This is a genomic window from Pseudarthrobacter sp. NamB4 (assembly GCF_005796185.1).
Classification (GTDB): domain Bacteria; phylum Actinomycetota; class Actinomycetes; order Actinomycetales; family Micrococcaceae; genus Arthrobacter.
Map to the genome: position 1 here is coordinate 43,914 of NZ_VAHM01000019.1, position 14,495 is coordinate 58,408.

Genomic DNA, 14,495 nt, shown 5'->3' on the forward strand with positions numbered 1-14,495 from the left:
GCACCTCGGGCTTCACACCTCGCTGACCTCGTAGACACTTCCCAACGCGGGGAAATGGATAAGCGTCCGCACCACTGGCTTTCCTGTCGCAGCCAACACCGCATTCCGGTACGCCGCCATTTGGCCTAGATATTTATCGCGGACATGGCCTTCGGGGTCCTTGCCCGGGTAAGTCTTATGGTCGACGAGTACGAACCCTTCTGGTCCTTCCAGCAGCAGGTCAATCCAGCCCTCCATCACTTGGTTTTCTGGCCGCCACCCGATGGCAGCCTCACGATGCCGAACCCAGCCAGGGAACTCGGCGTCGAGATAGGTCTCAAACCTGTCGCCGGAAGTGACCAACAGTGAAGGGTCAACAGTGTCCGTCACCTGCCAGCGTGTGACGATGCGCTCGGCCAGGTCCCTTTGTTCCGCCGAATTCAGCGCTGAGAATTCCGTTCCAAGATAAGCGTGAACGGCACTTCCTACTGCGCCCCAATCATCGGACCCGTGCTCGGCAAGCGGGGCGCCAAGTTCCGCAACGGGACTCACGTTCGCTTCATGCCCGGCCGAGCCAAGGGAGGAAGCCGCGAACCTGGCTGGCATCCCCTCAACACTGGGAAAAGTCGACGGCGCGTCAGTAAAACCTGGAGTCCAGGAAGCAGCGGCAGGGACGGCGTCCATCGGGGCAAGCTCTTCGACATGCGTGGGGAGGCTTTCCCCGTTGGCCACCTGCATGACACCATCGGCACTGTCGTCGTCCTGCTTTGACCACGACACCAGGGAGGCGATGCCCAGATTGTTCAGCAAGTCCGGTTTCCCGTTTTTAGCCGTGAGGATCGTGGTCTCGATTGCACGGGTCATGCCAACGTACATGAGGCGAGACATATTGCGGCGGTCTCGTTCCTCAGCCCGCAGCGCCACGTCACTCGCTGTCCCCTTGGCATCCAAAGGCGAGCCTCCATACGGGAAGGGGGTTGGCCAGAAGCGGATCCAGCGGCCTGCCAAGGGCTGCTCCAAGTCAAAGCTGCCTTCCTGTTCTACAGCTGCCCCAAAGGCCGCCAGTCGCAGGTCCTTGTCCAGGCCTTCCATCACCACTACAGGCCACTCAAGCCCCTTGGCCTTGTGATACGTGAGGACGTTTACAACTTCAGGTCCAGAATTCTCGGCAGATTGCTGCTCCTCCGAGCTGAAGAACGTGAGGAAGCCGCGCAAGGTGGCCGGTGAGCGCAAAGCGAGACAGCGCTCGTAGTACGTCTTGATGACGCCGCGGACCGCGTCCAAGTTCCTCAGACGAGTGGCGGGGGAGGACCAGGCAGCAATAAGCCTCGGGATTCCCAGCGCTGCAACCACAGCTTCGAAGATCTCCGTAGGTGTAGCCAACCCTGCCCGGTCACGCAGGGCGTCGAGAGTCTTGATTACAGGGTCTTCGTGCCACGATTCGAGCACCGGAGCTGGGTCGGCGGCAGCCAGCAACTCCTGCTGCCAATTCCCATAGGCCGCGTGGCTGGGGTGGAGTGCCACGAGCTCGGCGAGTGCAACAGTGTCATAGCCATCTGCGACATAGGCCATGCCAGCCCGGGCAAGTTGCACCTCGCGCGCCTGGGAAAGTTTGCGTGGGTTGCGGCTGGCGCGGATACCCAAGGCATCGAGAGCCTTGGAGATAGATTCAACGTCCGCATTTGACCTGGCCAGAACGGCCACGTCTCCCGGGCGCAGCTGAGGTCGGCGTCCCAGCAACGAGGCTATCCCTGCCGCCGTTGCCTTCAACCGTTCGCCGTCGTTGGTCTGGCGACGGGTCCACGCCTCAAGGGTGCCGGGCGACCACTGCGCGTGCGCCGCCGGAAGCTTAAGGTGGACGGTTTCGGACGGCATGCCGTGCTGTTCGAAAACAGGTTCAAAAACGGCATTGCTCAGATCAACCACGGCCTGATGGGAGCGCCATGTCTCGGAAAGCTGCTCCCGCCGGCTAACCTTGCCAACCACGGCCTCCATAAGCTCGGGATCAGTGCCGCGGAACTCATAGATGGCCTGCTTGGGATCACCCACCCACACGGCTTCTTGGACGAGTTGGCTCAGCTGCAGGAAAAGTTCCAGCTGTAGGGGGCTGGTGTCTTGGAACTCGTCAACAACCAGAAACTGGACGCGCTCGGGGAACGAGCGGCGGAACGCTTCGTTTTCGCGTGCCAGCCTCAGAACAAGGGTCTCCTGGTCCACGAAATCCATGAGGCCGTGGAGTCGCTTGAAGTCTGAATAAGCCTCCAGACATTCAGCGGCGCAGCGGAAAATCAGCCGGATGTATTGCTCCAGGTCATAGTGGAAGGCGGGGTTGGAGAGAAGTCCCTCTTTGATGGCGCCGGTCGCCGGGGCGAAGAGAGTCCTAACAGCGGAGGGCGCAGCAGATCCAACGACGCCACGCCAGCTTTCCCAAGTGATGGCGGGGACTTCACCTAGGGAAGCGATCCTGTGCAGGATCTTCGGAACGTGCTCGGTGAAGGCGGCGGACGTAGTGGACACAGGCTTTCCGGCGGGTGTTTTGCCGTCGCGCGCCATGGCCTCTAAGTCAGGAACGGTGTTGCGAAGGTCGAGCAGCCACTTCTCCCGTTCATCGAGACTGGGCTCGTCGAGCAGCTCCCGCAAGCCAGTCCAGGATCGCTCTGCGCAGGCATCCAGCTCCGCGGCATCCAGAAGGTTTGTACGGGCAGCGTCAACAACGGACCGGACCATGTCCTGCCAAGTCTTGGCGTCGCGGGCACCGTTGCCGTCGGTGCCCATTCGATGGGAGATGGGAAGGATCGCCGGGGCGTGCTCAGCTAGGACCTCGTCGGTAGCAAGGTTAAAAATGCTGGCGAGCTGCTCCTCGCCGATCATTTCAAGCGCAGGGGAGAGGCCGGCGTCGATTGCGTGTTCCTGCAGCAACTGGCCGCACACACTGTTCACCGTGCCGATTAGGCTCGCCGGAAGCTCTTGGGAAGCCAGCCGCAGTGCAGTGGCAGCATCGGCGTCGTCCGTTACCTCCGCCTGTTCAAGAAGCCTGGCGGCGATACGCTCACGGAGCTCGCCCGCCGCCTTCTTGGTAAACGTCGTGGCCATGATGGCACCAGCCGGCAGCCCGGCCGAAATCTGGTCAACGATTTTGCCCGTCAGAGTGTACGTTTTCCCGGTGCCGGCGCTTGCCGAAACCATGGTGACGTTGTCCAGCAAGTTCATGAATAGTCCCCTTTGACTCCACAGAGCGTGCCGAAATTGCAGTACGTGCAGTTCGGCTTCCTGTGCAAGCGTTCTTGTTCGGCAGCCAGGGCGGCGGCGCTAAGCTCGCCTTCCGCCAGCACGTCCTCCACCCGTTGCGTTGCAGTGATCCGCCCGGACAGCACTTCGTCCACGGTGAACTCAACGGCCCGAATGGCTTTGCGCCAGAGCTCGGGCGCGTCTTGGGCAGCCTGCAGTGCGGGGCCAAATTCCGGGTGGGCGGACGCGAATGTGCCCTGCTTGAGCATGAAATACGCGGCCGGACTCTGGGGCGAAACGTCGCCGTCGTTCAAGGCCCACTGGTACAGGGCTAGCTGAAGAGCTTCGCCCTGCTGCACGTCCTCGCGGAGGTACTTTTCGGAGTTGGTCCATTTGAGGTCGACGACAGCGGTTCGGCCTGCCGCATCAATGCCTACAGCGTCTACTCGGCCTTCGACCGCAACAGTAACTTCCGACCCGCCCGCTATCAACGACAAGTCCTTGCTGAAAGCCTTCTCCATCTCCTGAAGCACCACGCCGCCCCGCTGCAACTGCTGAAAGAACATGAGAACGGTGGTTTCGATGGTTGCACGCACTCCGGCCAGCCGGTGCTTTTGTCCGGGCAGCAGCAGCTCCGACGCCAGCTCGGGCAGCAGCCGGTCGATTACGGTCTTAACCTCCGCCAGCTGCGGAACGGCCCGATGTTCCTTCCGAAGCCTTTCTTGGAGTACTTCGACGACCTTGTGGGCGAATATCCCGAGCATCTTGTTCCCGGTGGGGACATCCGCAGCGTCCGGCACCCGAAGGTGTGACTTGTGTTTGAGGACCCATGCGAGTGAGCAGCCAAGCAGCGTGGACAGCTGGGTGTAGGAAATGCGTTCTGGCAGGAGTGCCGGGTTTGGAGCTACCACGTGGACAGGGAGGGGTGCTGTGGCGCGGTGTGGACTGACTTTTACGAGCTGCGAACGGCGGCCAGCTAGGGACCAGTGGCCGGTGCTATCTGTGAGATCAGCGGGGGAAACGGTGATGGCGGCGAGGCGATCTGCCATGGTTTGCGCCTTAACGCTTTGTTGGGCGGCCACCAGCGCCTCTAGGAGCGGGTTGCCTTCCACGCGTTCGCCGTCGCGTTGCTGAATCTGCACGAGAACCAGATTTTTGGTCCGGGTGGCCCCGGAAAGGGTTTGGGCAACCTCAAGGGCACTCAGTTCTTCACGAGACGATAGATGAACGCCCACCAACGCGAGAGTGTCCACGTCCTGGGCGTCCCACCTGCGAGGCCGCGGGGCACCTGCATTCTGGAATCCCCACCAAAGCACGTGGTCGACCTCATCGGTGAGCTCGGCCAGATGGCCGAGCCGGAGCCAGGGGGAGGCTTCAGCCGCGACCAGGGAGATGGCGGTCGGAGAGATCACTGAGGCTATGATTCGGCGCAGGTCCCGGCGGGACACGCGGGTGAGCGGTGCGGTCAGTGCGAGAATCCGCTGCAGCAAGGCCGCGGTACTCTTGGCAGTCTCATCGATGGCGGCACGGGCACGTAGCCGTGCCGCTAGCCATTCGCTTCGCTCCGCCAGCTCCGTCCCGCTGACGCCCTTTTCCTCAAGGAGCAGCCCGGTACTGAACATCTGGTCCAGGATCAGCGCCAGATCCGGGCCGAGTTGTTCATCGCGTTCGATGTCGGCAACAGCGGCCTTCCAAGCATCCCCTCCGATTCCGGGCTCGGCCCTGAGCGCGCCCAGCAGGAGGCGCGCTGCAGCCCGACGCACGGGCGAGCCCGGCAATGTGAGGAACTCAGCGAGGAGTTGGATGTTCGGTGGCCCCCAGATCACTTCAAAAAAGAGGGGAATGAGTTGATCCTGTGGGCGCCACACTGATGGCGTGCCGGCGCCCACCGCAGGCAGACTGTGCTCAGCCAGAAAGTGGTCCAGAACGGCGGTGCTGTCGGAAGCCACGACGGCGGTGCTTTCGTTCCCCGCTGCTGAGATCCACCGCGCGCTGTTCTCAGCGGCTTCCCACTCGGTTTCGGCGGTGAGCAGTGTGAGCCTTAGTTGGGTGTTCGCAGTCACTGCTTCGCTGACTTTGATTCCCCGGCTCCGAAGTTTGGCGATAATGACCTGCCAAATGTGGGGAAAGCTGCGCTCGGCGTGCTGAAGTATCAGCTCGTTTATGCCAAGCGACAAAGGCGAATTAAGCGCTGTCACCAGCTCTGCGACGTCGTCCGCCAGCGAAGGTGCGAGCTGCCCTGGTGCCTTCTCGGCAGCGGCAAGTGTTTGAAGCAACGGGGAGCTGGCTACGCCGCCTGTCTCCGCTTCGGGAAGCTCACCGCTCCAGCCGTTCGAAACGGCGTCATCACGGGCTGCGAGCAATTCCTGGGCAGTGGACCAAGGGTCCACCTCAAATGAAGAGTGGAACCACGCGTCGGGGGAGTCAATTGACTGGAGACGGTTCATGTACTGACTGACCCGCTCAGCGTGCCCAGTGTCAGGGCGGGTGATTCCCAAGCGCGTCTGCAGGAGCGCAGTAAAGTTCTTCCTACCGACGCGGATGTGATTAAGACCCGGTTGGGTGTAGGCCCAAGGCGCCCGGTCCAGATGCCACCCGAACTCGATCTTCATTTTTCCCCCATGCTTTGACTGGTGGTCGTTTCTACCACGTTAGAGGCGGGCTCTGACAACTCCGTCTCATCCTCTGCACCGGCTCCTGCTGAGGGAGCTTCTTTGCAGGTGAACAGGAACTCTTTGAGGACCTGTGAGCGAGAGGGGTGCCGCAACAGTGTCATGGTCTTCGATTCGATCTGGCGGATGCGCTCTCGCGTGACGCCGTAGACCCTGCCGATAGCATCGAGAGTCTTCTCCTCACCGTCGTAGATGCCGGAGCGCATTGCAATGACGCCGGCTTCCCGCTCTGTCAGGGTGTCAAGGACCGCGTGCACTTGGGCCTTGAGCTGTTCCTTGGCGATCTGGTCAAGAACATCAACGTGCCAGGGATCGAGGAGCTGGTCCGCCAACGGCTCGAGGCCGCCCCTGCCGTCCGGTACAAGGTAGTCCAGCGAACGCACAGGCTGGTCCAGTGACAGAAGATGCTCCACTTTTTCAGCCGACTGATCAGTGAGTTTGCCGAGTTCCTCAAAGCTGTATTCGAGGCCCTTCCGGGCGGCGTCACGCTGAATTGCCTGCACCTTATGGATCTGCTCAACCATGTGGACTGGGAGCCGGATAACCCGTGACTGGTCGGCCAGCGCCCGGGTGACAGCCTGCCGGATCCACCACGTCGCGTAAGTCGAAAACTTGTAACCCAGGGTGTAGTCGAACTTGCACACGGCCCGATGCAACCCGATATTCCCCTCCTGGATCAGGTCCAGCAGGTCCATGCCCTGATACACGTACTTCTTGGCGATGGAGATGACCAGCCGGAGGTTCGCCTCGAGCAGGGCGTCCGCGGCGCGTTCGCCGAGCAAGGCAATCGTGCGGAGTTCCCGGGATTCTTTGCGGCCACGGGCGCTGCCGTCCGCCAGCAGGTGCGCAGCATAGAGGCCAGCCTCGATGTCTTTCGCGAGTTCCACTTCTTGCTCGGCTGTCAGCAGGTCCGCGCGCCCTGCCCGCTGTAGGTAGTCCGAAACCCCGTCGTCGCTGAAGCCCTCGAGCCCCTGGAGTTCCTCCAGCCAGCCGGAGTCGTCGAGATCAAACGATGTCGGTGCGCTTTCCTCCTCCACAGAAGGCTCCACCACCGGCGTAGGCGCAGTGCCGCTCTCCGGTCCAGTGCCGTTCCCAGGCGTGCCCGCTGTCGTCCCGTTAGTCTCGGGTCCTGAAACCTCTTCAGATTCGACGTGGCGGAGGAACTCCTGCAGCCCTTCCAGGTCCGTCTTGATGTCGAAGAACCCCACGTTGCGTGCGAACGGCAGCACCTTGCCCAGGAATTCCTCGCCCTGGACGTCCGGGTCCTCCACTGTGCCCTTGGAGTAGAGGACAACCAAGCGGCCGGGCCGTCCGTCGGCCTTCTTGCGGATGACACGGCCGAGCCGCTGCACCATCTGCCGCTGGCTGCGGTTGGCGGCAACGATGATCCCGAGGTCGGCCTCGGGGACGTCGATGCCTTCGTCGAGGAGCCGCGGCGCGGTCAGAACTTGTGATGCGCCGGTGCGGAAATCCTCCAGGCCCTGCCGGCGGTCGTCCTTGGCCATACCACTGAACACTGCAGAGGCCGTCGAGCCGAGGGACGTATACAGCTCCTGCGCCCGCCGCGCGGAATCCTGGGTCTGGGTGAAGACCAAGGTCCCGTTGGACCCATCAACCGTTTCCTTCAGTGCTGCCAGCGCCAGGTATTTTGTCTTGGCTTCGGCCAGCAGGTTGAGCCGCGAGGACATTGCCCGCATGTACCGGCGTGCGATTGTTGCTTCCCGGCTGGGCGAGTCCGAAGCGGCCAGCGTGGCCACCGCTGCAATGAACTGCGGGAAGGGCCGGCGGGGAATGCCTGCGTACGTCTCAAGGTTTCGCGCCGCCTCCACCATCACGGCCGAGAACTCGTCATAGTCGGTCTGTTCCGCAGGGGTCAGATCAACGCCAACCAGAGCGATGTCGAACGGGGCGATGACTTGGTCCTTCAGCGCGCGGTCGTACCAGAGGTTGTAGATGACGCCGCCGAAGTAGGGTGTCAGGAGGTTCTCGTGCTCACCGTCCGCCCTTTCAAACGTGGCCGTCAGCCCAAGCCGCCAGGCGTACCCCTCCTGCAGTGCACCGGTGAACATGGGTGCCGCATAACGGTGGCATTCGTCAGCGATGATGAGGCCGGCCTTGTGGGTGCGGAGCGACTCCCGATTGGACGCCGAGTGAACGATGGCGACGAGGATGTCGACGTCGTCGAGGGAATCAGTCCGGCCGTCGCCGAGGACACCACGCCGTGCAGCGGGCAGGTCCCGGCGCAGGGACACCAGCCATTGGCGCTGCAGCTCGGCCGTTGGCACCAGGATCAGGACTTTGATGCCTTGCCGGACGGCTTCAAAAGCGGCGGCGATTCCAACGCGTGTCTTGCCGGAACCGGTCACCGCTTCCACCACACCGCGGCGCGCATTCGAGTGCCATGCCTTCAGAGCTTCCTGCTGCCAGGGGTAAAGAAAAGCGTAGTCATACGAGGCAGGTACCGCCGCGGGCGGGGCCGGAACGGGCATCCGCGGAAGCGTTGCAACCGGGTAGGGCCCGGCGTCGGCTAGTTCTGGCATTTCATCCCCCATTGGACGGTTCTCATCTGGTGCCTGAAGAGTATTGCGGGGCACCGACAATTTAGGTGAGCAGCGCCACTAACCGTTTTCCAGCGCAGGATTCCACGCCTGGCTCCGGGACAGCGCGAGCTTGAGTTCGCGGCCGCCGGCCTGCTCCAGCAGCCCGGAATCACCCACAACAACCAGCAAGCTCCGCGCCCGGGACAAGCCGACGTAGAGCTGTTCCCGTGCCCTGCTCATGTCCTTGAACCCGTTGATGCAGAGGACAACTACGGACCGCTCCAGTCCCTTGAATCCCAGCACATGGCCGTAGAACTCACCGGTGTTGGCGTGGAAGTCCCGCCAGTATTCCTCGGTGGCATCGCGCTTGAAGTAGTCCAAATGGATGGGGTGGCGGTCCTTGGTGGTGAGGAGCGCGATCTGGTTGTTCGCCCAGCCCTCGTCGATTAGGGCATCCACACAGTCATCGGCGACCTGCAGCGCCCCCTCGGTTGGGCAGTCCACGAACCGCACCGGCAGGCCAGTGCTGCCTCGGGGTGTGAAGTAGTCGCCGGCGAAGGGTTTGAAGGTCTCGGCGATCTTGCGGGTGTTGCGGAGGTTGTCGTCCACGTGGATGGGCACCAGGGTGGCCATCGGGCCATTGGTGAGGTCCGCCGTCGCGCCTCCCCACCGCTGGTAGACGTCCTGCCGGTCATCCATAAAGGCGTACACCTCACCGGCGTCGGGGTCGGTGGTGCAGGCGAGCAGCGCGTCCCACCAGAGAGGAGCGAAGTCCTGCGCTTCATCGACGACGATGGCGTCCAGCCGCTCGTGCGGGTCCATCTCGGCCGCAAGCTCCTTGAGAAGGCGGGGCATCTCGAGGTCGAAGTAGTCCTGCCCCTTGCCGTCGGGAACGCCGAGCCCGCGCACGTACTCGTGGAACTCGCCCGTAAACACCGGCTTCGCCTGCCGCCGCCATGTTTCTACACGGTCCTGAAGGTACTGCCCCAAACCTTTGTTGTAGCAGAAGAGGCCCACTCGCTTGCCCTCTTTGCTGAGCATGCGGGCTTTTTCGACGGCGAGCCAGGTCTTTCCGCTGCCGGCGCCGCCGGTGAAGCGGATCCGGGGGAGCGAGCGGGTGGCCTGAAGCAGCACGGACTGGCGCTCGGTGAGATGGTCCTGCGCTGCCTCGTCCTCCTGGGATGCGGTGGAAGGTACGACGGCGGTGCCCAGATTTCCGCCCAGCTTGCGGACGACGCGTTCCAGGAAGGCCGGGGCAAGAGGGGCGGCGCCGCCGCCTTCGTTTTCAATTGCCTGGCGGACGAGCTCCGCGGGGGACTTGCTGTCATCTTTATCGAGGATGAGTGACCGGGGGCAGCCGGCCATGGTCCAGTTCCGTGGCACGTCGGTATAGGGCAGGCTGACCATGTAGGCGCAGCGGCTGCTGATACGTGAACCTAGCTGGATCTCAAGCCAGTCCTTGAGCGCATGAAGTGAGCTCTGTGACTGCGCCACGGGGCTTTGGATTCTGCGCTTCTGGTTCCGGTCCGACTGGTACCACTGCCCGTCCATGACGCTGACCTGGCCGCCCTTCACCTCGATGGCAGCCATGCCAACGTTGGGCCAGAGGACCAGCAGGTCAATCTCGTACTCATTACGGCCGTCGCGGACCTGGACCGAGTGGGCCAGGACGCAGTCATCGGGCAGGCTGTTCCTGAGAGCAGTCCAGACGGCCTTTTCCGCGTGATGTCCTTCGCCGAACTCCGGTTCTTCCGGAATGCACCTCACCGCGCCCCAACCTTGGTGTCCTGGAAGGCGGGCAACCCAATCTGGGCGCGGATATCAGCAAGGTCCTGCGTATTCCGGTCGATCTGCTTCATCTGTTTCTTTTCGATGATCGAGGAAAGAATGCGATTCGCGATCGCAAAGCCCACCAGCGCAAAGGATGCCCAGCCGGCGGCGATAATAAATTCCGGCATGGTGAGGAACGCGTTCTTCAGGGCAATGACATTATTTAAGTTGCCCGTCAGGCCGTCCAGGATGTCATTCAACGTGTCGGTGACCGGCTGGAAGAAGGGCCCTGCAGACAGTTCAGGGCTCTGAAGCGTTGCATCTCTACCGACAGACCAGCGCGGATCCATGAGGTGCGCAAGGATATAGAAGACCACCGCGAGATTGGCCGCCGCGAAGGCCGCAGTACCTGCAGTGGCGGCGGTGATCAGCCTGGCGGCGATTGTCAGGGGAGTGGACACACGGCTTCCGAGTAAAAACAGGAAGCCGACAATCACGGCAACGGACAATACGAGATTCCTGAACGTGTCTACGCTGGCTCCGCTGAGCATTTCCATCACGGGTATCAATCTTTCCACTGCTGCGCATTTGCACGCGCACGGTTCTTAGGCTCCGGCCACCGCAGCGTGGTGTTGCTCCTCGCTGAGTTCAGAAGATGTTTCAGATCATATTTGTATCAGCACGGCCCGTCATTATCGGATTCATGGTTCGCGTCACCAGAAGTTGCATAAATGGAGACTGTCCCGGCGGCCCGAGGAAAATCCCGGAATTGCGGGTTGGATGTGGTCTGCAAGGGTTCGGGCACCTGAGCGGTTCCCCCCCGGTGACGCGAATTCGGTGGAGTGAGCGGGTGAAAGTTACGACGGCGATGTCCAATCCTGACGAACGAGCTCGGTGGGCGACTTGGCGTCCGTCTGGTCCAGGCGACACGAAGGGGGGTTTGTTCGACCCACGAGGTCAGCGCGGCTCAAGTAAGCGACGGCGCTTCTCCTGGGCAATGTAGGCCAGCGCCTTGTGGAGCTCCACGTCATACAACTCCGTAACCAGCGTTACGCGTCGGCCGCATGCTTTCAAAAGCACCATTCGTGCCTCCTCGGCACCACTCAAATGGAGCGCACGAAGCCCGGCCATGACTTGTTCGACCTGCTGTGCATTCAGCCGTTGGTGTTGAAAAACCAGCCTATTGTGCCCCCGTATCAAAAACTTCGTAGCCATCTGCCATTTGGTTCCTCCAAGTATTTCGAGGCATCTTTGCGAGCCCTTGAGAGCATTATGAATACGAGGTCCGACAATTGTTGTGAGGCAGTGTCTGTTCCTGGCAATACACTTTCTTCCAGCCTTCAACCGTGATCGGAGCCTTGCACATGAATGACCGCCCCGTAATGCTTGGGACTTTGCCTGACGGCGGGCGTCTCCACCTCTGTGATGCGGCTGAACGTTGGCCGGCAGGCGGAGGAATTCTGCTGATCCGCGGTCAAGCTCCAGCGACGACGGGAAGGACATACCTCGACGACATCATCAGCCAGTTTTGCCGTACCAGTGCGACGCACGTTATCGACCTCGTCGGAGGTGACTATGGATGGATGTTGGAAGGCATGAGGACACTTTCCAGATCCATGGGGGAAGCCTGTATGAAGGTCGGCGAGATTTTTGGGGGAATGCATGAGGATCCGCGCGGTACAACTGTCATCGTCAACGGCGCTGAGTTACTCCAGGCTGATGCCCATTCATACTCATCCCTCCTTGCCGAAAAGCTCGACTGGCTAATGTCTCACCCCCCTCAAGGGGGAGCATCGCTGGTGCTGGCTGGTCGCGACTTGGACATCTCCAAGCTTCTTGTCGGTGGTTTAGGCGATGCCTGCCGGATTCAGTTCGGCAGTCGCAACCAGACGGATACCACTCAATACCTGCTCGGCGACCTGAAGGATGCTGTCATTCCTGATGGAACGGCAATTTATGAAGGGCCCGTCGGATCCCCGTCAACCTTTTTCAATCCCGTTCTAGGACCTGATGGCATAGTCGAGGGGCATGCGTTTCTGGAACTGCCGATTGGGATTGAAGAGGTCAAGTTCTCGACTGCCTGGGCGCAAAACCTAGTGGTACGGGGTGGTTCACGTCCCGGAAGGTCGGAATTGATCGCAGCGATGGCCATGGCTGCGCAGGAATCTGGAGTTCCTACGTGGGTAGCCGCGTCCGCCCCGGATTCCGCATTCAGCACCAATTGGCGACATCATCGGGAGGCTATGTCGACAGGAGTCGTGCAGGCGCGGGAACTCCTGCGGCTAGTTTGCGATCAAGTTTTCCCACGCCTCGATGCTTGTCGAAGGCTGGGCACTAAAGACGTAAGGGACTTTCGGGTTCCTGCGGACTTGGCACGTCCCATCGCTATCTTCATTGACGATCTTGATGCCCTTACAAAAGGGAGCGCAGACAAGGCTGTAGTCGAGGAGTCGGCTAAGGCCGTAGAAACCCTGACTGGATTTCTTGCCAAGACTGCCAGTCAGACTAACGTCTCGCTGGTTGTGGGCACTGCCGGCCGTGGAATCGCGCCATCGGCTGACGTTGGCTGGCTGTGGAACGGTGCCGCCCAGTTGCAGCTGGCTTCGTCCACGTCCGATCACGGCTCTGATGACACGCCGATGTATTTTGCTGCACCGGGACTTCCTGGCGTCGCGCTGCAAAAAGCAAGGGTGTAGCAAGCAGGCACTTACGCCCATCTTTTCCCTTCACCCTAGGACGCATTCCGCAGCGTCTGGACTTCGCCTTCCAGTGCCCGTTCTATTGTGACGCCACCATCCGGGCCTGGTCCGGCCGGGAACTCACCCGTGCTCCAGCGGAGTTTGTTTGCGTCCTGGCAGCCCCGCCCTTGTCGGAGGCCGCGCACGATCACATGTCCTGCCTCACCAACCGGGACCCGCTCCTTGCGCCAGTACGGAATCTCTTCATCCGGTGCTGCCCAGTCATTGTTCTCAAAATAGCGCCTGTTGATGGGCCACTCAGCTGCCGGCAGGTACTGCTCAGACACTATTTCGCACCACACACCGTCGGCGCTCGGCGTGGCCTGCGCATAGGGCCGAGTAGTGATCTCCTCATTGCCGTCGTATTCGATGCGCAGAAAGCTGTTCCATGGCATCTTTGCCAATAGTTGGCCGATGAGTTCGCCTGCTTGGTGCCATTCCTCGGCCTCGCGCCGAGATTTCGCCTCGTTGATGGCCAAGCTTTCATCCTCAGCTCCAAATGGAAAGCCCCAGTAGAACTCGTGAGTGTCCGGCTCTTGGTCGGCTTCTTCCTCTTGGGGGAGTATGGCTTCGATGGCGGCTTCCCAGCTACCGTAGCGACGGATGAGCTCTACGGCTGAGGGATGTTCTTCTCCCACGGCGGCGGCCGCGATGATCCACTGGTCGTAAAACCCGATGTCCATGGGATTCCCGAATTGCATGCATTCCTCGGTGGAACGGTCGAGGACGTCCAAGTAGTCCAGATCTGTGAAGCGGTGGTCACTGGACAGAAGTCGCAGTCCCACCGAGTTCAGCAAACTTTCCCAGGACCCGTGACCATAGCGTGCACGCAAGGTTCGTCCCGCAACGGGCCAAGGATCATCTGGGTCGTTCGTAATTAAACCAAGGCGCCTCGACGCTGCCTGCATAGCGCTCTCGTAGTCCTCGTGAGAAATGGTCGTGATTGTTCTAGCTCGGATAGCAAGAGCTGTAGTTTCGATGACGGCTAGAATCTCTGCCATGCGCCGATATGGCAAGCGTGAATTCAGAATTCTCCGGAGCTCCGACACCGCGGTGAGGGACATCTTTCCCAAGGCCAATTGGTAGTCCGGTTCTATTTGGTGGTGGACTCCCGCGAGATAAAGCAGGCTTAGCTTGTCACCAACCCGCCGTGCCGGGATCTCCTCGACCGGTTGACCCCCGGGAATGCCCGGGATGTGCAGCAGCTCCGCGGCGGTCGGGATGTCGATGGAAATACCAAGTGCTTTTAAAATTTTGGGTATTTCATCGCGATCAATTTCCGAGGCGTGGAGCCGTTCAACCATTTCCTCATTGGCGAGCAGTACCTCGTTGGTGGCCGACGCGCGCCGTCGAACCGCGCGTGAGCGCTCCAACTCGTCGCTTGGGCTAGTTTCCGCCATGATCAGGAGGCAGACCTCTTCAAGGTCGCACTCCGCCTCCCTGGCGATCGCACGGAGGGGATCGCCCTTCCTATACGAGTCCATAAAGTCAGACTCGATTATCCAGTCTGACGGCACACGAATGCCCACATGGTGCTGTTCCTTGCCGACAATTTCCCCCAATGCTTC

The 14,495-nt window shown here is 61.1% G+C and carries 8 protein-coding genes; 1 reads left to right on the top strand and 7 read right to left on the bottom strand.

Translation table 11 applies throughout. The features are described from left to right. Positions 1-12: 12 nt before the first annotated feature. The 6 genes from FDW81_RS15900 to FDW81_RS15925 all read right to left on the bottom strand — a co-directional run bounded on the left by FDW81_RS15900 (position 13) and on the right by FDW81_RS15925 (position 11,404). Positions 13-3,189 carry an exodeoxyribonuclease V subunit beta gene (locus FDW81_RS15900; protein ID WP_138135184.1) on the bottom strand — a complete coding sequence of 1,059 codons (3,177 nt, stop codon included), beginning with the start codon at positions 3,187-3,189 and terminating at the stop codon, positions 13-15. Continuing rightward, positions 3,186-5,654 carry a PD-(D/E)XK nuclease family protein gene (locus FDW81_RS15905; RefSeq protein ID WP_171027247.1) on the bottom strand — a complete coding sequence of 823 codons (2,469 nt, stop codon included), beginning with the start codon at positions 5,652-5,654 and terminating at the stop codon, positions 3,186-3,188. The genes FDW81_RS15900 and FDW81_RS15905 overlap by 4 nt, the downstream gene beginning before the upstream one ends. Before the next feature lie 161 nt (positions 5,655-5,815). Next, positions 5,816-8,419, bottom strand: a complete 2,604-nt coding sequence (locus FDW81_RS15910) for a sigma-70 family RNA polymerase sigma factor (protein ID WP_171027248.1) — start codon at positions 8,417-8,419, stop codon at positions 5,816-5,818. A gap of 78 nt (positions 8,420-8,497) precedes the next feature. Then, positions 8,498-10,186, bottom strand: a complete 1,689-nt coding sequence (locus FDW81_RS15915; RefSeq protein WP_138135187.1) for a nuclease-related domain-containing DEAD/DEAH box helicase — start codon at positions 10,184-10,186, stop codon at positions 8,498-8,500. Then, complete coding sequence (locus FDW81_RS15920; RefSeq protein ID WP_138135188.1) at positions 10,183-10,749, bottom strand: hypothetical protein; 567 nt, start codon at positions 10,747-10,749, stop codon at positions 10,183-10,185. Before FDW81_RS15920 ends, FDW81_RS15915 begins: the two co-directional genes overlap by 4 nt. Before the next feature lie 397 nt (positions 10,750-11,146). After that, a complete protein-coding gene (locus FDW81_RS15925) occupies positions 11,147-11,404 on the bottom strand; it encodes a hypothetical protein (protein ID WP_138135189.1) in 258 nt (85 codons plus the stop codon). 131 nt (positions 11,405-11,535) lie between these two features. Between FDW81_RS15925 and FDW81_RS15930 the strand changes: the two genes are divergently transcribed. Beyond that, on the top strand, positions 11,536-12,885 hold the full coding sequence (locus tag FDW81_RS15930) for a hypothetical protein (RefSeq protein WP_138135190.1): 1,350 nt from the start codon (positions 11,536-11,538) through the stop codon (positions 12,883-12,885). A gap of 35 nt (positions 12,886-12,920) precedes the next feature. Here the strand turns inward: FDW81_RS15930 and FDW81_RS15935 are convergent, their stop codons facing one another. Continuing rightward, positions 12,921-14,489, bottom strand: a complete 1,569-nt coding sequence (locus FDW81_RS15935) for a hypothetical protein (protein ID WP_138135191.1) — start codon at positions 14,487-14,489, stop codon at positions 12,921-12,923. Positions 14,490-14,495: the final 6 nt, after the last annotated feature.